We start from the raw sequence: 19,939 nt of genomic DNA, 5'->3' as shown, positions 1-19,939 counted from the left end.
TTTTAGGTTCTTTTGCTTTAGCAATGAGGAATCATGCTAAATTACGGAAATAAATGTAAAGGTTCCATTTCAATTAGAAATATTAGCAGTACCAAGCCTAATTGACTATTCTTCTAATAAAAAGAATAGGGAATTGTTAAAAAAGGCAATAGAAAGTGATGCAAAGAGAAAATTTGAAGATTTTGTAAAGAAAACACAGAATGAATATAAGGAAGAACCTTTCTATTGGTCTTTATACGTAAGAAAGTACTTCAAAACGATAAAAGAGTATGAAAAGGCTAATTGGAGTAAAAACATTTACCCATACGCCCATATTAATATTGAAGTGGACTTAGAGAAAATTGAATTTGGAAACCTAATAAGAAGTACGAGATTTTCGGAGGTCGCTGATTAGTATGTTAAAGTTTATCATTTATTTTCTAAGTTTTTTGGTGGTTATATATACAAGTGTTCATTGTATTAAAGTTTTTAAGGAAGAGAAAATAGGAGGGATTGCTATTATTATTCTAATTCTTCTTGCCTTAATATGCCCATTTATAATATTGCAATCCTGAGGACTTTTTAGGTAACAAGCATTTTCCTGTTTCACACGAATGAGCCAAAAACCGTATAAATCCACACTATTTATTAACGGAGCCTTATGATAGAAGAAACCCCCTTATTTAATAAGGGGGTTCAATGTCTGTATAAGCGTCCCAGATAGGAATCGAACCTACGACCTACAGCTTAGGAGGCTGTCGCTCTATCCTGCTGAGCTACTGGGACATATAAAAGAGTCAATGTATTCATTATATTCCTAAGGTGAAAAATTATCAATTGAACGACTGCTCCAATTGTAAAGATAGATTATAATAATGGAAATTAAATATTGAATAGGATGGTTGAAGTGACATTTCGAGAGCGAAAGGAAGAATATAAGCAGAAGCGAGCAGCTAAAAAGAAATCGAACGAAAGCTCTTGGTGGGATATTTTAATTGAAGTGTTATTTTCTGTTCCAGAATTGCTTTTGTTGCCGTTCCGATTAGTGTGGTGGGGAATCCGAGGCTTGATTAAATGGATTTGGTAGATAGGTAAGGTTTTTTCTCTATGTAAGAAGATTCTTCATTCCAAAGAAAAAGAGACTGTTAAAGCAGTCTCTTCATTTCAGTAACTGGAACAATTCTTCTTTGCTGCGGGGCATCGGTCCTTCATCCCGAAGCAGCTGTTTTGTCAGCAATTGTTGTGCCGTTTCAAATACCCACGGTTTTTCTAAATGAGCTTGATTCAGTAATGCTTCGTTATGAAAAACGGTTACAGGGTCACCGTGATACAAAATTTCACCATCGCTCATGACGATGATTTCATCTGCCCATTCATAAGCAAAGTGAACATCATGAGTGGAAAGAATAATCGTTTTATCCTCTTGATGAATATCGCGGAGAATGTGCATGATTTGCTTTGAATAATAGGCATCTAAGCCTGCGGAAGGTTCGTCTAAAATGAAAACTTCCGGATTCATCGCTAATACCCCGGCAATAGCGACACGTTTTTTTTGTCCTAAGCTTAAAAAATGAATGGGGCGATCTTGCAGAGCGGTTACTTCTGTTTGCTCCATTGCCCATTCTACTTGCTTGTGTACTTTTTCCTGCGACCAGCCTAAATTCATTGGGCCAAACGAAATATCTTGTCGTACATTTCCAGAAAACAGCTGTGAATCGGGGTCCTGGAAGACAATACCTACTTGCTTTCTTAATGTCATCAAGAACTTTCGATTATACTGCACCTGTTCTCCCTTGAATAAAATGGAGCCTGTTGTGGGCTGCAAGATTCCGTTTAAATGTTGAAATAAAGTGGATTTACCGGCTCCGTTGTTTCCTAATAGGGCAATTTTCTTCCCTTTTTTAACGGAGAGAGAAAGATTTTTTAACGCTGTTGTACCATCGACATAACGATGGGTGAGCTGGTCAATTTTGAAAAAAAGCTCGTCCATTATAAAGTCCCTCCAAATAATAGATAGACCGCCACGATACTAGCGATAATGGTCGTAATAATTAGCCAATTTACAGCTGAGTACTGATAGTTGTCGTCTATATACATAATGTCCTCTGTGTATCCACGTGAATCCATTGCGATTGTCAGCTCTTTCGCTCGTTTAAAAACGTTAATAAACAAAGAAGAAATTAATAACCCAAGCGAATGCAGCCATTTTTTCGTTGTCATATAGCCAAGTCTAGAATTTTGAGCTTGATAAATATGTATGGCCGTTTCTAAAAACACGAAAATAAAGCGATACGTAATTTCTATTATTTCAATGAGTAATTGCGGTACCTTTAGTTTACGCAGCACTTGAAGAATCGCATTAACGGGTGTTGTTAACGTTAAAAAGTATAAACAGCTTATACTGCTCAATACAACAAAAATAAGATTCATTGCTATTTCAATATTGTTTTCTGTGATGAATACTTTCCAATTACCTAACTCCGCAGACCATAGTGTGTCAGGAGTCACCGTTTCAACACTAGCAAACGAAATAAGAATCGTGAATATTCCTGATAAAAGGAAGAACCCTGGAAGAAGCAGCAATTTAATATAATAACGAGGCGGGATTTTTGCCCCCAAAATGATAAAAGCACTCGTCACAGTGAAGGTGATGAGTGAAACAATCGTGTCTTTGACAGTTAAAGCAAACAGGAGAAGGAATAGCGCGAATGTCATCTTCTCTACGGGGTGAATATGCTTTAGACGATTGAAATACGCATATTTATCGATTAACAACATGTTTAGATGGGCTTTCTGTTTTTTTTGATTTATGTTTTCCTCTTGCATACCCTATAAAGTAGCCGATGAATCCAGCTCCAATTGCTGCTTGAAGAACGAATAATAAGCTTTCAATTTCCCCGCTTGGCGGCTCCCAGATGTTAGAGAACCAAGGTTCATAGCTTGAATTGATTTCGCCAATGGCTTCTTCTGCTTCGCCATCAGCTCCGCCAAACTCAGCTCCTTTTTGAATAAACAGAGGGAAAATCGCTAGGATGACTACTAATCCGAGCAGTAATAGATTTTTTTTCATCTTAACGGGCCTCCTTCGTTAGAACGCGCAGTGCTTTCAATTCGCTTACATTATATTTTTTTAAGAAGTTCATAACAATAACAGTTAATAGACCTTCACTGATTGCTAATGGAATTTGTGTTAACGCAAAGATTCCAGCGAATTTAGTGAAAGAAGCCATGAAACCGCCAACTTCAGAAGGGAATGCTAAAGCAAGTTGAACAGACGTCATGATGTATGTTCCTAAATCGCCAAGTGCTGCTGCTAAGAAAACAGCCACGGAAAAAGACCAGCCAGCTTTTGTTGCGCCTTTATATACAAGATAGGCGATAATCGGTCCAACAACGGCCATGGAAAAAGCGTTCGCTCCAAGCGTTGTTAATCCTCCATGAGCAAGTAATAAAGCTTGAAATAATAAGACGATTGATCCGACGATACTCATTGCAAATGGTCCAAACAGCACCGTACCTAAGCCAACTCCAGTAGGGTGAGAACAGCTTCCGGTAACGGATGGAATTTTCAGTGCGGATAGAACAAAGGCAAAAGCCCCTGACAAACCAAGCATCATTTTTGTTTCAGGGTTTTCTTTGATGCTTTTACGAATCGAACGGAAACCAAGAATTAAAAATGGGAGGGTAACCGCCCACCAGAAGATTGCCCATTCAATAGGGAGGAATCCCTCCATAATATGCATAGCGGAGGCTTTATTAGGAACGAAAAGCAATAATGCGATAAAATAAAGAACTTTCCAATTCAATGTTTTCATACAGGTCTCCTTTTTAATCTTTGCTATTCTAGAAAAACAATCGGCAGCGTTTTACGTACTTTTTTGCCGCTGCCATCACCTCCTCATTTGTTATCCCTGAAGAACGTGAGAGTGCGTCTGAGCTTTGTAAAATTATGTACAAAACAAAAAAGCACTTCTTTCATCCTTGAAAGAAGTGCATAACTGAATAGTAGCAGGACTGTGATTAAAAAACACTGACTAGCTATATATCCGTATCCCCATCCTCGTAGGTTGAAACAGTTTTACTCTTTATGGCAGGTCTCCTGGCTCTGGATCACGACATCATTACAACCTTCCCATCTTAGAGTAGACAGTGGTTCTTACGTAAGTAATGATGCTCCCCATTACAGTGGCGGGACCGCGCCGGACTTGCACCGACTTCCCTTTTAAGCCAAATATCAAAATTTAGCACCGTAAAGTTTATAAAGTTTTAAGATTTCTAGCATAGTGTACCATGAGAGAATTGCTTCTTCTATAAAAATTTTTTTAATGATTGTATTTCAAAAATGAAATATAGAAAAATATTGATTTTTTTAGAAAAAATGGAACAAAAAGCGGAGAATATTTGCTGAACTATTTTCCCTGTACAGGCTAGATTTATATGTAAGTTGTAATTATCTATTTAAAATTTTAAAAAGATGGTATATGATAGGTACAGTTTTACGAATTGAGAGAATATTGTTATAAAACAATTGAATATAAATTTAAAAGTGCCCAAAGTGTCATGCTAGGGATAATAGGGAAATCGGTGAGAATCCGATGCAGCCCCCGCTACTGTAACGCTGATGAAATTGTCAATACCACTGGTGCAAACCGGGAAGGGACAAGAATAAAGAGAAGCGTAAGCCAGGAAACCTGCTTTTAAGTGAAAAAGTAATACTTTTCGGAGGGAAGGGTAGAGGCTGTCAAATATATGGAGCGGCATGTTTATGCTAGTACATGTTATTTTTTAGCTTTTTAAAAACCTTAACTCAAGAGAGTTAAGGTTTTTTTTATTCTCTTCTGCCTAATAGGAGGAAACATATGACAACTTGGAATTTAAAAGGTACAAAGTCTCATCTACTGATCTGTAACGGAAGTAGTTGTATGAGAAAAGGTGGCGAAGAAGTGACACAAGCCGTTCGTGATGAAATTAGTTTACTAGGATTGGATGAAGAGATTCATACGACACGAACTCGTTGCAATGGACGATGCAAAGATGCTTGTATCGTTATTGCCTATCCAGAGGGTAATTGGTATCGAGTTGATTCGCCTGAAATTGGCCGCCAAATTGTTCGGGATATGCATGAACCTAGTCTTGAAACACACAAAGTATATGAATTTGTGAATGGAGAAATGTCACCTAATCCAGCAGCAGCTGCTATTGTAGGGATTTCAAAGAAAAAAGTAGAATCCTAGATTACGGATTACGAAGGGGGATATTTGTATGGCACAAAAAGGGAAACTGTTTGTTGTTGGATTTGGTCCAGGGGACTTTAAACATATTACAACGCGAGCTGTGGAAGCACTTCAAGAAAGTGATTTCATTATCGGTTACAAAACATACGTGGAATTGATTCAAGATTTATTAACTGATCAAGCGATTATTAGTACAGGAATGACAGAAGAAGTATCGCGTGCACAAGAAGCGGTAAAACAAGCGGAAAACGGCAAGAAAGTAGCCGTTATTTCAAGCGGTGATGCAGGAGTCTATGGAATGGCGGGCCTTGTGTATGAGGTCTTAATTGAAAAGGGATGGAAAGAAGCAACAGGTGTTGAAATTGAAATTATTCCTGGGATTTCAGCGATTAATTCCTGTGCATCATTACTTGGGGCACCCGTTATGCATGACTCTTGTACGATTAGTTTGAGTGACCACTTAACACCGTGGGAGCTGATCGCGAAACGAGTTGAAGCAGCGGCACAGGCGGATTTTGTTATTGCGCTTTATAATCCGCGTAGTGGTCGTCGAACAAGACAAATTGTTGAAACACAGCGGATTTTACTGAAATATCGTTCGCCAGATACGCCGGTAGGGCTAGTGAAAAGTGCGTATCGCGAGCGTCAGGAGATTACCATTACGAATTTAGCAGAAATGTTGAATCATGATATTGGAATGCTGACAACTGTTGTAATTGGGAATTCATCGACATTCTTATATGACAATAAAATCATTACGCCTCGTGGCTATCAAAGAAAGTATACATTGGGTTCAGAAAAGCAGCCGTTAAAACCGCATCAACGCTTGAAAAAAGAAGCAGAGCCATGGGCGATGGATCAAGAAACAGGACTTACGCAAGGCTCTTACGGAGAAGCTGCTGTTGGGTTGCTGACGAAAGCGCCTGAGAAGAAGAGTACGAGCACTTCTTACGAGGTAGCGTTGGAAGCTTTATCGAGAGTATCTGGTCAAAGTGTGGTTAAGCCAACAACTTCATCGTTCGTTCAACAAAATATAGAATCCATATTTGAACTAGCGGTTAGCCCAGGTGTTGCTAATAAGCAATTTACACCGCAGCAAATGATGACACTAGCACAAGTTGTTGGTGAAAAAGGAACGATGGAATATACGCCGAATCATAAAATTGTATTAAAAATCCCGACGACTGAGCCGGATTTAATTACAGAGAAACTGCAATCCGTTGGCTTTTTACTGTCTCCAATTGGCGATGTTGTGACGTTAAAAGCGTGTGATTTCTGTGATGGAGAAAAAGAAGAACCAATTCCTTATGCGGATGAATTGCAGCGTGTACTTGGTGGAATGGAGATGCCGAAAGAATTAAACATTGGGTTTAATGGATGCGGGATGGCTTGTTATAGTGCGGTCATGGATGATATCGGAATTGTCTTCCGCAGAGGGAAATTTGACTTATTTGTAGGCGCCAAACCAGTTGGACGAACAGCTCATCCAGGTCAACCCGTTGCGGAGGGAATTGAGCCAGATCGCCTTGTTGAATTAATTACAGATATTGTGGAAGAGTACAAGCAGAACGCACATCCTAATGAACGCTTATTTAAATACTTCAAGCGTGCGAAAAAGATTCAAGGTTTTCAATATCAAGACATTGCACCAAAGATTCACATAGAGCCAGCACCATGTGAGGATTAATGAATAGGGGGAAATAGTGAATGAAAGCAGTATTGTTTGTTGGACATGGAAGCCGATTAGAGGCTGGAAATGAAGAGGTTCGTATTTTTGTAGACAAGATGATTCCAACAATGGATGAAGGCTTAATCATTGAAACATGTTTCCTGGAATTTGCATCACCTAATATTTCACAAGGGATCGACAATTGTGTGAAAAGAGGAGCGACAGAAGTTGCTGTTATTCCAATTATTTTGCTGCATGCGGGTCATTCGAAGCTGCATATCCCTGCGGAAATTGAGGATGGAAAGACTAAGTATCCAGAAGTGAAATTTACATATGGACAAACGATTGATGTTCATCCAGCAGCATTAGAGATCTTAACCGATCGTTTGGAAGGCATCGGCTTTGATACAAATGCGGAACATCATGACACAGCTGTTTTATTAATTGGCCGCGGTGGCAGTGATGCCGATGCGAATAGTGATTTTTATAAAATTACTCGTTTGCTTTGGGAGAAATTGAATGTGAAATGGGTGGAAAGTGCTTTCATGGGTGTTACGACACCACTTGTCGATGAAGGGATTGAACGCTGTATCAAGCTTGGTGCCAAAAAAGTGGTTATGCTGCCATACTTCTTGTTTACAGGTATCTTAATGGAGCGAATGGCTAAGATGCTAGAAGGCTACCAGGAGCAGTATCCAAATCATGAGTTTGTGTTAGCGGATTACTTTGGTTATCATCCGAAGCTTCAAACAATTTTAAAAGAGCGTGTGGCAGAAGCATTGGAAGGAACATCAAGAGGAACTCAAGATTTAGAAAACTATCGTTTGTATGTCGAGGAGCATGGTGACGCGCATCATCACCATCACCATCACCATGATCATCATCACCATCATGACCACCATCACGACCATGACCATGATCACGACCATGACCATGATCACGACCATGACCATGATCACGACCATGACCATGACCATGCACATGCACATGAGGTGGAGGCATCAAAATGATTTTGTTCTTGGCGGGCACAAGTGATGCAAGAGAATTAGCTATTGAGATACAGAAAGCTGGTTTGCCTGTTCTAGCAACAGTCGTGACAGAATCAGCAGCGAAAAGTTTGCAAGATGCCAGGATTGATACTCAAATTGGACGATTAACAGCGGCGGATATGGCGGCATTAATTGCTGAAAAAGGATTTCAAGCGGTTGTCGATGCGAGTCATCCATTTGCGGAAGAAGCTTCAAAAAATGCGCTTCAAGCAGCAAAAGAGGCAAACGTTCCTTACATTCGCTATGAACGAGAAAGCCAACGATTCCATGATGACCAATTAACGGTTGTTAGTGATTATGCTGAGGCGGCTAAGCTTGCTGCAGAGAAGCGAGGCGTGATTATGCTAACAACAGGTAGTAAAACATTAGAGATTTTTGCAAAAGAATTAATAGGTTTAGAGAATACTAGATTAATTGCGAGAATGCTGCCGCGTATCGACAATATGGAAAAATGCGCGGAGTTAGGTGTTGAGCAAAAAAATATTGTGGCGATACAAGGGCCGTTTTCAAAGGAGTTAAATAAAGCACTATATAACCAATACGGTGTCACATTAATGATTACGAAAGAAAGCGGAAAAGTTGGCTCGGTCGACGAGAAGCTAGAAGCCGCTTTGGAGTGTGGCATTGAAACGATTATGATTGCTCGTCCAAATGTGAATTATCAAAATGTGTATTCGAACTTTGAAGATGTGATTAACAATTTGAATAAACAATTAGGGGGAAAATAAAATGGACTTTAAAACAGATTTCAAACCGTTAACAGTAGATCCTGACAAAATTTATGATTATAGCTTTGCCATGATTGCAGAAGAAATGGGACCACATAATTTCTCAGAAGACGAGTGGAAAATTGTCCGCCGTATTATTCATGCATCAGCAGACTTCGAATTAGGAAGAAGCGTTATTATTCATCCTGATGCGATACGTGCAGGAATCGAAGCGATTCGCAAAGGACGTCATGTTATTGCGGACGTACAAATGATTGAAAGTGGTACAGGGAAAAAACGTTTTCAAAAATATGGCGGAGACCTGCATTGCTATATTGCAGACGAAGATGTCACAATTGAAGCCAAAAAACAAAATACAACACGCGCGATTATTTCGACGCAAAAAGCAGTACGTGAAAATGAAGGCGGCATTTATGCAATCGGAAATGCGCCAACTGCTTTATTAGAACTAATTCGTTTAATTAAAGAAGGAATCGCAAAGCCCGATTTAATTATTGGAATGCCTGTAGGTTTCGTTTCCGCTGCAGAATCAAAAGAGGAGTTAGCTAAAATTACTGAAGTTCCTTTTATTACGAACGTTGGTCGGAAAGGCGGAAGTACGGTTACGGTTGCGGCATTGAATGCGATTTCTCTTTTAGCTGATCAGGTATAATCATGCAAAAGAAGGCGAAAAAAGATCCATCGGAAATGAGACATGGCTATACGACAGGAGCTTGCTCAACAGCAGTAACGAAGGCGGCATTAACCGCTTTAATTACTGGTGAGGCGCAGGAAACTGCAACGATTCATTTACCGATTGGACGGAATGCGACTTTCACGATAGAAAAATGTGAAATGGGCAAAGACTCCGTGAGCTGTGAAACGATTAAAGATGCAGGCGATGACCCAGATGCGACTCATCAAGCACTGATTGTTTCAACCGTGAGCTGGACGGATACACCGGGCATCATTTTGGACGGAGGAGTCGGGGTTGGTCGGGTGACGAAGCCTGGTCTTCCTGTTCCAGTCGGTGAAGCGGCGATTAATCCAGTGCCGCGCAAAATGATTTTAACGACTGTAGAGCAGACGTTAGACGAATTTCAGATTAATAGAGGTGTGAAAGTTGTGATTTCTGTTCCGGCCGGTGAAGAAATTGCGAAGAAAACATTAAACGGCCGATTAGGAATTATCGGTGGTATCTCGATTTTAGGGACAAGAGGCACCGTAGTTCCTTTTTCTAGTTCTGCCTATATGGCGAGTATTGTGCAAGCTATTAGTGTGGCCAAAATGGCAGGCTGTGAGCATCTCGTTTTAACGACAGGCGGACGCAGTGAGAAATATGCAATGGGACTGCTATCTGAGTTACCAGAGGAAGCTTTCATTGAAATGGGTGACTTTGTCGGATTCTCTCTAAAGCAATGTAAAAAACAAGGTATTAAAAAAGTAACGCTCGTTGGAATGATGGGTAAATTTTCAAAAGTGGCGCAAGGTGTAATGATGGTCCATTCGAAAAGTGCGCCGATTAATTTTGAATTCCTTTCGGAGCTGGCACGTGATATTGGGGCTAGTGAAGAACTTGTGGCAGAAATAGCAAGCGCGAATACTGCTTCTCAAGTCGGTGAGCTAATGGCTGAGACAGGTCATGATGCCTTTTTTGATCATCTTTGTGAAGCGTGCTGCTACTCGTCATTACACCATATTAAAGGTGGAATAGAACTGGGAACAGCGATTTATTCGATGAAAGGACAATTACTAGGAAGGGCTGTTGGCATTGACTCAATCGATGAAATTAATTGGAATCGGGGATAACGGGCAAGAAAGTTTGCTGCCGCAATACGCACAATGGATTGAAGAAAGCGAAGTACTTGTTGGCGGTGAGAGAGTACTATCTTTCTTTCCGAATTATCAAGGAGAGAAAGTTGTCGTTAAAGGCGGTTTGAAAGCGCTTGTAGAGAGATTGCAAGAAGAAACGCGTCCAACGATTGTGTTAGCTTCAGGTGATCCGCTTTATTACGGAATTGGCGGCTATCTTTCTAGCAAAATAAATATAGAAGTATATCCATATGTAAGCTCTGTGCAACTTGCTTTTTCAAAAATGGGCGAAAGCTGGCAAGATGCTTATGTAACAAGTGTTCATGGTCGGAGTATGAAAGGACTGGCACAGCGAATCGATGGCAAGGCAAAGGTAGCGTTGCTGACAGATGCTGAGAATAGTCCGAATCGTCTTGCCGAATATCTCCTCTCGTTCGGGATGACCGAGTATCGTGCATTTGTTGCCGAAAACCTGCAAGGGGAAAATGAAAAAGTAGGCTGGTATGAACTTGAAGACATGGTGAATCACGAGTTTTCGCCATTAAATGTTGTGATTTTGAAAAAAGTGGCGGATGGTCCAAGCTGGTCGCTAGGTATTGACGATGAAGAGTTTTCACAACGGAAGCCGGACAAAGGGCTGATTACAAAAAAGGAAATTCGCGTATTAAGTTTATATGCGTTAAACCTCAAGAAAAATAGCACTGTTTGGGATGTTGGAACATGTACCGGTTCAATGGCGATTGAAGCAGCAAGACTAGCTCCAGAAGGGCAAGTATTTGCTGTTGAAAAAAATGAACCGGATTTAGAAAATTGTTTGCAAAATCAACGCAAGTTTCGTACCGATTTAACAGCCATTCATGGAAAAGCACCGCAAGGGCTTGAAACTTTTCCAGATCCGGATGCGATTTTTATTGGGGGAACGGGCGGCGAAATGGTTGACTTAATCCAAACATGCTGTCAGCGCTTGAAAGAAGGCGGAAGGATTGTTCTCAATGCTGCGACCATTGAGAATTTATACCGAGCGAATGAAGCTTTCGCACAAGCAGGCTTTCAAACATCCATTATGCATGCACAAATTTCCCGGAGCAAGCCAATCTTAGGCATGAATCGTTTTGTTCCGCTGAATCCAATTTATATTATTACGGCACAAAGAAAGGAAGAAACGAATGAGTAATCTCGGCACATTATATGGTCTTGGCGTTGGTCCAGGAGATCCAGAATTAATTACAGTTAAAGCGTTTCGCGTAATTCAAGAGTCACCGGTTATCGCTTATCCACGCAAACGTAAAGGCAGCAAAAGCTATGCACATCGAATTGTTGAAGTATATATTCGCCCTGAAGAAAAAGAAATGCTTGGCCTTGTTTTCCCAATGACAAAAGACCAAACCATCTTAGATCGTGAATGGAATGCAACGGTTGAGAAGGTTTGGGAGAAGCTGCAGGAAGGGAAAGATGTAGCTTTTGTAACGGAAGGCGATCCGCTTTTATATAGTACGTTTATTCATATGATGAAATTGATGCAGGAATTGCACCCTGAAGTAGACATTAAAACCGTGCCGGGCATTTCATCCTTTAACGGTTCTGCTTCAAGATTAGGGATTGCTTTAGCTGACGGCGATGATCATGTGGCAATTGTTCCTGCTCGTGATGATTATGAAGCGATGAAAAAAGCGCTTGAAGATCATGACGCGGTTGTATTTATTAAAGTGGCAAAAGTAATAGATTTAATGATTACGGTTTTAAAAGATTTAGACCTTTTAGAGAAAGCCTCTGTTGTAACAAAGGTAACATCTGATGAAGAAGTGATTTGGAAGGTTAGTGAGCTAGAAGGCGTTGAGCTTGAATACTTAACATTAATGGTGGTGAGAAAATAATGAAGAAGATTTATATTGTAGGAGCAGGCCCGGGAGATCCAGATTTAATTACAGTAAAAGGCTTAAACATTCTTCAAACAGCAGATGTTGTTTTATATACGGATTCGTTAGTAAATGACGAATTGATTGCCAAGGCAAAGCCAGAAGCAGAAGTATTAAAAACAGCTGGTATGCACTTAGAAGAAATCGTTGATGTAATGGTAGACCGTGTGAATGCAGGTAAAATGGTTGCTCGTATTCATACAGGCGATCCAGCTATGTATGGAGCGATTATGGAACAAATTGCGCTTTTGAAGAAGGAAGAAATCGGATATGAAGTGATTCCAGGTGTGAGTTCGGTATTTGCTTCTGCTGCGGCAATCGGTGCGGAACTGACGATTCCCGATTTAACACAGACGCTTATTTTAACAAGAGCGGAAGGACGTACGCCGGTTCCAGAGTTTGAGAAGCTAAAAGATTTAGCAAGTCACCATTGTACAATTGCGCTTTTCTTAAGTGCTACGTTAACGAAGAAAATTGTCAAAGAACTGCAATCGGCTGGTTGGAAAGATGAAACACCAGTTGCTGTGATTCAACGTGCCTCATGGCCAGACCAAAAAATTGTTCGTACGACATTAGTGAATCTAGATGAAGATATGCGCAAAAACGGAATTCGTAAACATGCGATGATCTTAGCGGGATGGGCATTGGACCCACATATTCATGAGAAAGATGAATATCGTTCAAAACTATATGATGCGAGCTTTACACACGGATTCCGTAAAGGAATTAAATCATGATTATCGAATTGCAAGAAGGAATTCAGCCATCTGTTGTCCAAAAGAATTCTTATGCGATTGTAGCGATTACGAAGCACGGTGTTGAAATATCTCGACGTTTACATACGATGTTTGCTAATTCAGATTTGTATTATATGAGTAAATTTGAAAAAGGGGATGAGGAGCAAAAGCATATCCAGCTGTTTTCAGGCAGTGTGCGGATGCTGCTCCCTACGCTATTCAAACAATATAAAGGCATTATTATGATTATTTCCCTCGGTGCCGTTGTCAGAATGATTGCACCGATTTTACAAGATAAAAAAACAGATCCAGCTGTTGTGGTCATTGATGATCGAGGAGAAAATGTTATTAGTGTGTTATCCGGTCATCTTGGCGGTGCTAATGAACTAACGCGAGAAGTGGCTGCTACTTTAGATGCAAGAGCAATTATTACGACTGCTTCTGATGTGCAAAAAACGATTCCTGTTGATTTATTCGGCTCCCGATTTGGTTGGGTATGGGATTCGGCCGAAAAACTAACGCCTGTAAGCGCATCTGTTGTAAATGAAGAGCATGTTGCGATTGTCCAAGAATCGGGTGAGCGTAATTGGTGGATGCACGATACCCCTATTCCAGAATCTATTATTAGCTATCCTTCTATTGCTGAGGCAATTGAAGCGAAACCGAAAGCTGCGTTAATCGTGACTCATCGTTTGTTAACGAAAGAAGAGGAAGTCATTTTAGAAAACGGGATTGTCTTTCGACCAAAAACAGTTGTAATTGGTATGGGGTGCAATCGCGGAACGTCAGCAGAAGAAATTGAGCAAGTGATTGTGGATACGCTAGTAGAACTTCATATTTCTATTAAAAGCGTGAAGGCGCTTTGTACCATTGACTTGAAAAAAGACGAAGCGGGCTTACTGGAAGTTGTAGAGAAATATGGCTGGGAGTTTGTGTATTATCCACCAGTTGAATTAAATACAGTGACGATTGAAGCACCGTCTGATACTGTATTTAAATATACAGGTGCTTATGGAGTGAGTGAACCAGCTGTTCGCTTATATTCAGGAGCAGAGCAATTAGAGCTTGTAAAGAAAAAATCAGGCAATGTCACGATTTCTGTCGGGGTTATTTCTTTTTAAAAAAGCTATGTTAATCAATATTGTTGATAAAGCGATTTTTGACTTATTTCGTGTGAGGCCTTGGTCTCACACGTCTTTCAGCTACAACAGAGTTAAGTAATAAAGTCTTAAAATAAGAAATGATAAACTTTCAAGGCGTTTTGTGTCTTATGTTTGTTGCTGATTATGGGCACCTTGCGCTTTTCTTAAATGGAGGGACCTTTGTATGAGTACAAGAAGATTAGTCATTGCTGGGACTGGCAGTGGAGTTGGTAAAACGACATGCACAATCGGCATCATGGCTGCTTTGCAACAAAAAGGCTATACTGTGCAAGGGTTTAAATGCGGACCGGATTATATTGATCCTTCTTATCATACTGCGGTTACAGGCAGAATCTCACGAAATTTGGATAGTTGGATGTTTGAACATGATACGGTACGTGAAATGGTAGCACGAGCAAGTAAAGGAGCCGATATTTCAATTATTGAAGGAGTTATGGGCTTCTATGATGGGAAAAGTCCGTTAGAGAATACAGGCTCAACGGCTGAGATTAGCATGATTACAGAAAGCCCAGTCCTGCTTATTGTAAACTGTGCTAGTATGGCGCGTAGTGCAGCGGCGATTGTAAAAGGTTTTCAAACGTTAGCGACTGGCCCGAATATTGTCGGTGTGATTGCCAATCAAGTTGGCAGCGTTGGACATTACAATATTGTAAAGGCTGCCATTGAGCAAGAGTGCAATGTCCCTGTACTTGGCTACATGAAGCGGGAGCAGGATATCGATATTCCTAGTCGTCATTTAGGGTTAATTCCAGCCATTGAACGAGGCGAGTTAGATCCGTTTTTTGAAAAGCTGGCAAACCTTATTTCGGAAACAATCGATGTGGACCGTCTATATGAATTAGCGGAAACGACGGAAATTGTAGAAGAGCCAACAGGTTTATTTGAGCAGCGTGAAGATCAAGGGGTTTGTATTGCAGTTGCTAAAGATGCAGCATTCAATTTCTATTATCAAGAAAACCTTGAATTATTAGAAGCTTACGGAGCAAAATTGACGTATTTCTCTCCATTAAAGAATGAGGAAGTTCCTGCTGAAGCGGATGGTTTGTATCTTGGGGGAGGTTTCCCGGAAGAGTTTGCAGCTGAGTTAGTTCATCATGAACGCACAAAAGCATCGATTCAACAAGCTGTTACGAGCGGCATCCCAACGCTCGCTGAATGTGGCGGCTTTATGTATTTAACAGAATCGATTGCCAGCACGGAAGGTGTGGAGTATCCAATGGTGGGGCTCATTCCTGGAAAAATAACGATGCAGAAGAAGCTAGCGGCGTTAGGCTATCGAGAAATATTCGGAACAGAAGGGAATTTCCTAATTAATCCGAATCAACAAGCAAAAGGTCATGAATTTCATTACTCAACGTATGAACGAACAGAAGGTTTGCCATATGCATATGAAACTAAGGGCCGTTTTGGCAAGAAACAAGAAGGATATTTAAAAGAAAACCTTGTCGCGGGCTATACACACTTCCACTTCGCTTCCAATCCAGAAATTGTTGAGCGTTGGATTCAGGCATGTGTCCATCATAAGCGTAAGGTATTGAAGTAGAACATGGTGAATTATTATTCAGCTATGTTGAATCTTTCAGGAAAAAAAGCGGTTGTGATTGGCGGTGGAGCAGTTGCAGCCCGAAAGATTTTGACGTTGTTAGAAGCGGATGCTGAAGTGACGGTTATCAGTCCGAACCTCCATGAAAGCATGATGGAAGTGTTTATAGCAAAAAAAATCATCTGGAAGCAAAAGAGGTTTGAACCGAAGGATTTGCAGGATTTCTTCTTAATTATTGCAGCTACTAATCAAGCGGTAATTAATAGGCAAGTATACGAGTCTGCGAACAATCAGCAATTAATAAACCTTGTTGACCGTCCTGATTTAAGTAATTTTATCGTGCCAGCTTCGTTTCGAAGAGGGGCATTGACGATTTCAGTCTCTACTTCTGGAGCGAGTCCAGGATTGGCCCGGAAAATTAAACAAGATCTTGCGAAAGAGTATGATGAAGTATACGAAGAATATCTGCTGTTTCTTGAACAATCACGAAAAAGAGTGATAGAAGAAGTTGCGGATAGTACAATAAGAAGACACATATTACAAGGTTTGCTTGAACCGCAATTTTTGGAGTTGACGAAGCAAGCCAATTATAAAGAACGAGAAGCGCGCTTACTACAATTATTAACAGGGGGGATTGCGCCATGAGTCAAGGAAAAGTCTATTTAGTTGGTGCAGGACCAGGTGATCCAAAGCTGCTTACAGTTTATGGGCTTGAATGTATTCAAACTTCGGATGTCATTGCTTATGACAGGCTTGTTAATCCGAAATTATTAGAATATGCAAAAGAGGGAGCTGAGCTAATCTTTTGCGGAAAATCACCAGGGAGACATCATTTTATTCAAGATGAAATTCATACCCTTTTAGTGAATAAAGCGCTAGAAGGAAAAACGGTGACCCGTTTAAAAGGGGGAGATCCGTGCGTGTTTGGGCGAGGTGCTGAAGAGGCAGAAGTATTGGCTGAGCATGGAATCGAATATGAAATTGTCCCTGGTATAACAGCAGGCATTGCGGCTCCTGCCTATGCGGGGATTCCTGTCACACATCGTGAGCATGCATCAAGCTTTGCGATTGTAACAGGGCACGGTCGTGATAGTAAAGGCCAAGACCATCTGAATTGGTCAGCGCTTGCAACAGGCATTGATACAGTGGCCTTTTATATGGGTGTTGGCAACTTAGCGTATATTTGTAAACAATTAATTGATCATGGAAGATCCGCTCAAACACCTGTTGCTGTTATTGAATGGGGAACGACCGACAAACAAAGAACGGTTACTGGAAACCTCGAAACGATTCGTGATTTAGTCATACAAGAGAATATTCAAAACCCAGCGATGGTTCTTGTCGGTGAGGTTGTTCAATTACGTGACAAAATTAAATGGTACGAAAAAATACTAGAAACAGAAACGGTTACACCTTAAAAAGGAGAGATATAACTTGTCGATTATTCAAGCACTGAAAGAGCGGCGTGCGATTCGTAATTATGAGGACATTCCAGTTGAAGAGGAAAAAATTCAACAGTTATTAGAAGCTGCGACATATGCACCGAATGATCGTCTGCGTGAGCCTTGGAATTTTTATGTGATTAAAGATGAAGCAAAAAAGCGTTATGAAGCATTAGCACAAGAATACTTGCAAGAACGTTTTCCGACTAAGCCTCATTTAGTAGAAAGTTCACTAAAAGTTGTAACATCGACACCGGTCGTCATTGTTGTAACGGCAGATCAGATTCCGGATGATTCGGATGCTTCTCACGATAATGTATTCGCAGTATGTTGTGCGATTCAATCGATGTGGCTTGCAGCTGGAGAGCTTGGTCTCGGGTTTGTTTGGCGTACAAGAGGAGTCGGTCTTGTTCATGACGAAAGAATGCATCAGTTTATTGGATCGCCGGAAAATCAAAAGGTAGTAGGGACAATTTTTATTGGGTATCCAAAAGCCGATCAAGAAGTGCCAGCGACGAAACGAACTCCTTATACCGAAAAAACCGTTTGGCTCTAAATCATGAGGAAAAGAGGAGATTGAGATGGCACGCCAAGGATTATTTTTGATTTATACAGGTGAGGGAAAAGGAAAAACAACGGCCTCACTTGGTGTGACGCTTCGGGCAATTGGTCGAGGAATGAACGTGAAATACTTGCAGTTTATTAAATCGCCAGAACGCACATATGGCGAGGCATTGGCACTTCGGAAGTTAGGTGTCGAAATGGAGCAATTGGGCATCGGGTTTACATGGACGAAAACACCAGAAGAACATCGGGCAGCCCTAAAGCAGGCTTGGGTAAAAGCGAAAGAAGCACTACAAAATCCTGAAATAGATTTGCTTGTATTAGATGAACTAAACAATGCATTAGCGATTTCTACATTTCCAATCGATGATGTCCTACCGCTTGCAGAAGTGGTGGAAGCGATTCGTAACCGCCCCTCTCATATGCATCTCGTTGTAACAGGGAGAAGTGCAGCGAACGAATTAATCGAGCTTGCTGATCTTGTGTCTACAATCGATGCGACGAAACATTACTATGAAAACGGAATTCCTGCTGTAAAAGGATTAGAATTTTAAAGAAGCGAGGTATGTTTATGACTGCAAAAGCAATTATGATTCAAGGGACATCCTCTGATGTAGGGAAAAGTGTCATTTGTACAGCCTTCTGCCGAATTTTTTCTAATGATGGATTACGCGTTGTGCCCTTTAAATCACAAAACATGGCGCTGAATTCATTCGTGACATCAGATGGCGGTGAGATTGGACGAGCGCAAGGCGTTCAAGCGGAAGCAGCACGTGTCGTGGCGACAACCGATATGAACCCTATTTTATTAAAACCAAAGCAAGATATGGTGTCAGAAGTGATTGTTCATGGTAGACACTTTTTAGATATGGATGCAAGAAGCTATCGTAACAACTTTGTCCAAGAAGCGATGCCAATCGTGGAACAATCCGTTCGTAAGCTGCAACAATCCTATGATGTAATCGTTTTGGAAGGGGCAGGCAGTCCAGCAGAAATTAATTTGAAAGATCGAGATATTGCTAATATGCGAATGGCTCATTTGGCAGATGCAGCGGTTATTTTAGTTGCTGATATCGACCGCGGAGGCGTATTTGCTTCTATTGTCGGAACGCTGGCACTCTTAGATGAAGCGGAAAGAAAGCGTGTTAAAGGCATTATTATTAATAAATTCCGTGGTATGCGTGAACTGCTGGATGACGGAATCCGTTGGGTTGAACAGGAAACAGGCATCCCAGTCCTCGGTGTTGTTCCATATATTGATGTCAATATTGAAGCAGAAGATTCCCTTGCCCTTTCTTCATTACGTTTTAAAAAACCAAAGCAAAATGAATTTGCTATCGATGTAGCGATGATTCGTCTGCCGCGTATTTCTAACTTTACGGATGTGGATCCACTTTTTGATGAACCGGATGTTGGTGTGCGCCTCGTTAGTTCATTAAAAGAGCTTGGCGAACCAGATCTATTAATTATTCCGGGTACGAAAAATACAATCGGTGACTTAGCGTGGTTGAAAGAGGAAGGATTTGACCGGGCCATTTGTGAACTTCATGCAAAAGGAAAGCGAGTTATTGGTATATGTGGCGGTTTTCAAATGCTAGGATGTGAACTACTAGATCCTGATGCAGTAGAAGGCAGTGGTGAAAGTGCGATTGGCCTTTCTTTGCTTCCAGTGAAGACCGTTTTTAATAAAGAAAAGAAAACAAAGCAAATGACAGGTCGTCTTGTTCAAGCAATCGGATTAGGTGAGATGACACTTTCAGGTTTTGAAATTCACCTTGGAAGAACAAAAATTGATGCTGCCAAAGCAAGTCCTTTTTTATTATTAGAAGATGGCCGCGAGGATGGCGCCGTATCGAGTGATGGGCTTGTCATCGGTACATATTTTCATGGCGTGTTCCATAATCGTCAGTTTACGAGAGAGCTAGTTAATCAAATTCGTAAACAAAAAGGGTTGCCGGAAGTACAGGAAACGGTTAAATCGGATGCTGAGAGACGAGAAGAAGCCTATAATTTGCTTGCGAATCATGTAAAGCAACATATGGATATGGAACGTGTGTATCAGTTAATAAATCCTGAATTTTCCTTCAAATCATAAAAAAGATTATCTCTTACCCGTCTTTAGTG

Annotated in this window: 22 protein-coding genes, 1 tRNA gene and 2 riboswitches; of the genes, 18 read left to right on the top strand and 5 right to left on the bottom strand. The window is 40.8% G+C overall.

The window, feature by feature from the left end; genetic code table 11:
* Positions 1-40 precede the first annotated feature (40 nt).
* Positions 41-394: a Ger(x)C family spore germination C-terminal domain-containing protein gene (locus BAOM_RS23080; RefSeq protein WP_127762281.1), complete on the top strand. Its 354-nt coding sequence runs from the start codon at positions 41-43 to the stop codon at positions 392-394.
* 297 nt (positions 395-691) lie between these two features.
* Here BAOM_RS23080 and BAOM_RS23075 read toward each other — a convergent pair.
* Positions 692-765: transfer RNA gene (locus tag BAOM_RS23075), tRNA-Arg, on the bottom strand.
* Positions 766-886: 121 nt separating this feature from the next.
* On the opposite strand from BAOM_RS23075, the gene BAOM_RS23070 reads away from it, so the two are divergent.
* Positions 887-1,066: a hypothetical protein gene (locus BAOM_RS23070; RefSeq protein ID WP_127762280.1), complete on the top strand. Its 180-nt coding sequence runs from the start codon at positions 887-889 to the stop codon at positions 1,064-1,066.
* A 72-nt stretch (positions 1,067-1,138) separates the two neighbouring features.
* Here the strand turns inward: BAOM_RS23070 and BAOM_RS23065 are convergent, their stop codons facing one another.
* The 4 genes from BAOM_RS23065 to BAOM_RS23050 are packed head-to-tail and all read right to left on the bottom strand — an operon-like array spanning position 1,139 to position 3,794.
* Positions 1,139-1,969 (bottom strand): energy-coupling factor ABC transporter ATP-binding protein, encoded by an 831-nt coding sequence (locus BAOM_RS23065; RefSeq protein WP_127762279.1) that lies wholly within the window; start codon positions 1,967-1,969, stop codon positions 1,139-1,141.
* On the bottom strand, positions 1,969-2,757 hold the full coding sequence (cbiQ, locus tag BAOM_RS23060) for a cobalt ECF transporter T component CbiQ (protein ID WP_127762278.1): 789 nt from the start codon (positions 2,755-2,757) through the stop codon (positions 1,969-1,971). The genes BAOM_RS23065 and cbiQ overlap by 1 nt, the downstream gene beginning before the upstream one ends.
* Positions 2,741-3,049, bottom strand: a complete 309-nt coding sequence (locus BAOM_RS23055; RefSeq protein ID WP_127762277.1) for an energy-coupling factor ABC transporter substrate-binding protein — start codon at positions 3,047-3,049, stop codon at positions 2,741-2,743. Before BAOM_RS23055 ends, cbiQ begins: the two co-directional genes overlap by 17 nt.
* A 1-nt stretch (position 3,050) precedes the next feature.
* On the bottom strand, positions 3,051-3,794 hold the full coding sequence (locus tag BAOM_RS23050; protein ID WP_127762276.1) for an energy-coupling factor ABC transporter permease: 744 nt from the start codon (positions 3,792-3,794) through the stop codon (positions 3,051-3,053).
* A gap of 257 nt (positions 3,795-4,051) precedes the next feature.
* Positions 4,052-4,246: riboswitch (cobalamin riboswitch) on the bottom strand.
* 260 nt (positions 4,247-4,506) lie between these two features.
* Positions 4,507-4,692: riboswitch (cobalamin riboswitch) on the top strand.
* A 146-nt stretch (positions 4,693-4,838) separates the two neighbouring features.
* Between BAOM_RS23050 and BAOM_RS23045 the strand changes: the two genes are divergently transcribed.
* From BAOM_RS23045 to BAOM_RS22970, 16 genes are all read left to right on the top strand, one after another.
* Positions 4,839-5,213, top strand: a complete 375-nt coding sequence (locus tag BAOM_RS23045; protein WP_127762275.1) for a (2Fe-2S) ferredoxin domain-containing protein — start codon at positions 4,839-4,841, stop codon at positions 5,211-5,213.
* Positions 5,214-5,241: 28 nt separating this feature from the next.
* A complete protein-coding gene (cobJ, locus tag BAOM_RS23040) occupies positions 5,242-6,900 on the top strand; it encodes a precorrin-3B C(17)-methyltransferase (RefSeq protein WP_127762274.1) in 1,659 nt (552 codons plus the stop codon).
* A gap of 20 nt (positions 6,901-6,920) precedes the next feature.
* Positions 6,921-7,892, top strand: coding sequence for a sirohydrochlorin chelatase (locus BAOM_RS23035; protein ID WP_127762273.1), 972 nt, complete (start codon positions 6,921-6,923; stop codon positions 7,890-7,892).
* Positions 7,889-8,659, top strand: coding sequence for a precorrin-6A reductase (cobK, locus tag BAOM_RS23030; RefSeq protein WP_127762272.1), 771 nt, complete (start codon positions 7,889-7,891; stop codon positions 8,657-8,659). The genes BAOM_RS23035 and cobK overlap by 4 nt, the downstream gene beginning before the upstream one ends.
* Position 8,660: 1 nt before the next feature.
* Positions 8,661-9,311: a precorrin-8X methylmutase gene (locus BAOM_RS23025; protein ID WP_127762271.1), complete on the top strand. Its 651-nt coding sequence runs from the start codon at positions 8,661-8,663 to the stop codon at positions 9,309-9,311.
* Between the two features lie 2 nt (positions 9,312-9,313).
* Positions 9,314-10,447 carry a cobalt-precorrin-5B (C(1))-methyltransferase gene (locus tag BAOM_RS23020; RefSeq protein ID WP_127762270.1) on the top strand — a complete coding sequence of 378 codons (1,134 nt, stop codon included), beginning with the start codon at positions 9,314-9,316 and terminating at the stop codon, positions 10,445-10,447.
* Entirely contained in the window at positions 10,410-11,624 is a 1,215-nt protein-coding gene (gene cbiE, locus BAOM_RS23015) for a precorrin-6y C5,15-methyltransferase (decarboxylating) subunit CbiE (RefSeq protein ID WP_127762707.1), read from the top strand. The genes BAOM_RS23020 and cbiE overlap by 38 nt, the downstream gene beginning before the upstream one ends.
* Positions 11,617-12,324: a precorrin-2 C(20)-methyltransferase gene (gene cobI / locus BAOM_RS23010; protein WP_127762269.1), complete on the top strand. Its 708-nt coding sequence runs from the start codon at positions 11,617-11,619 to the stop codon at positions 12,322-12,324. The genes cbiE and cobI overlap by 8 nt, the downstream gene beginning before the upstream one ends.
* Entirely contained in the window at positions 12,324-13,103 is a 780-nt protein-coding gene (gene cobM, locus BAOM_RS23005; protein ID WP_127762268.1) for a precorrin-4 C(11)-methyltransferase, read from the top strand. The genes cobI and cobM overlap by 1 nt, the downstream gene beginning before the upstream one ends.
* Positions 13,100-14,224 carry a cobalt-precorrin 5A hydrolase gene (locus tag BAOM_RS23000; protein WP_180319806.1) on the top strand — a complete coding sequence of 375 codons (1,125 nt, stop codon included), beginning with the start codon at positions 13,100-13,102 and terminating at the stop codon, positions 14,222-14,224. Before cobM ends, BAOM_RS23000 begins: the two co-directional genes overlap by 4 nt.
* Positions 14,225-14,429: 205 nt before the next feature.
* Positions 14,430-15,809 carry a cobyrinic acid a,c-diamide synthase CobB gene (locus BAOM_RS22995; protein WP_127762267.1) on the top strand — a complete coding sequence of 460 codons (1,380 nt, stop codon included), beginning with the start codon at positions 14,430-14,432 and terminating at the stop codon, positions 15,807-15,809.
* 3 nt (positions 15,810-15,812) lie between these two features.
* Complete coding sequence (locus BAOM_RS22990) at positions 15,813-16,454, top strand: precorrin-2 dehydrogenase/sirohydrochlorin ferrochelatase family protein (RefSeq protein WP_127762266.1); 642 nt, start codon at positions 15,813-15,815, stop codon at positions 16,452-16,454.
* The gene (gene cobA, locus BAOM_RS22985) at positions 16,451-17,227 is read left to right on the top strand and encodes a uroporphyrinogen-III C-methyltransferase (protein ID WP_127762265.1); all 777 of its coding nucleotides are present in this window, start codon (positions 16,451-16,453) and stop codon (positions 17,225-17,227) included. The genes BAOM_RS22990 and cobA overlap by 4 nt, the downstream gene beginning before the upstream one ends.
* Positions 17,228-17,243: 16 nt before the next feature.
* A complete protein-coding gene (locus tag BAOM_RS22980; RefSeq protein ID WP_127762264.1) occupies positions 17,244-17,807 on the top strand; it encodes a nitroreductase family protein in 564 nt (187 codons plus the stop codon).
* Between the two features lie 25 nt (positions 17,808-17,832).
* Positions 17,833-18,369, top strand: a complete 537-nt coding sequence (locus BAOM_RS22975) for a cob(I)yrinic acid a,c-diamide adenosyltransferase (RefSeq protein ID WP_127762263.1) — start codon at positions 17,833-17,835, stop codon at positions 18,367-18,369.
* Positions 18,370-18,386: 17 nt separating this feature from the next.
* Complete coding sequence (locus BAOM_RS22970) at positions 18,387-19,910, top strand: cobyric acid synthase (protein ID WP_127762262.1); 1,524 nt, start codon at positions 18,387-18,389, stop codon at positions 19,908-19,910.
* The last annotated feature ends 29 nt before the right edge of the window (positions 19,911-19,939 follow it).

The organism is Peribacillus asahii, assembly GCF_004006295.1.
Taxonomy (GTDB): Bacteria; Bacillota; Bacilli; order Bacillales; family DSM-1321; genus Peribacillus; species Peribacillus asahii_A.
Note: the sequence above shows the minus strand (reverse complement) of the source record. Positions and strands in the feature narration are given on the sequence as shown.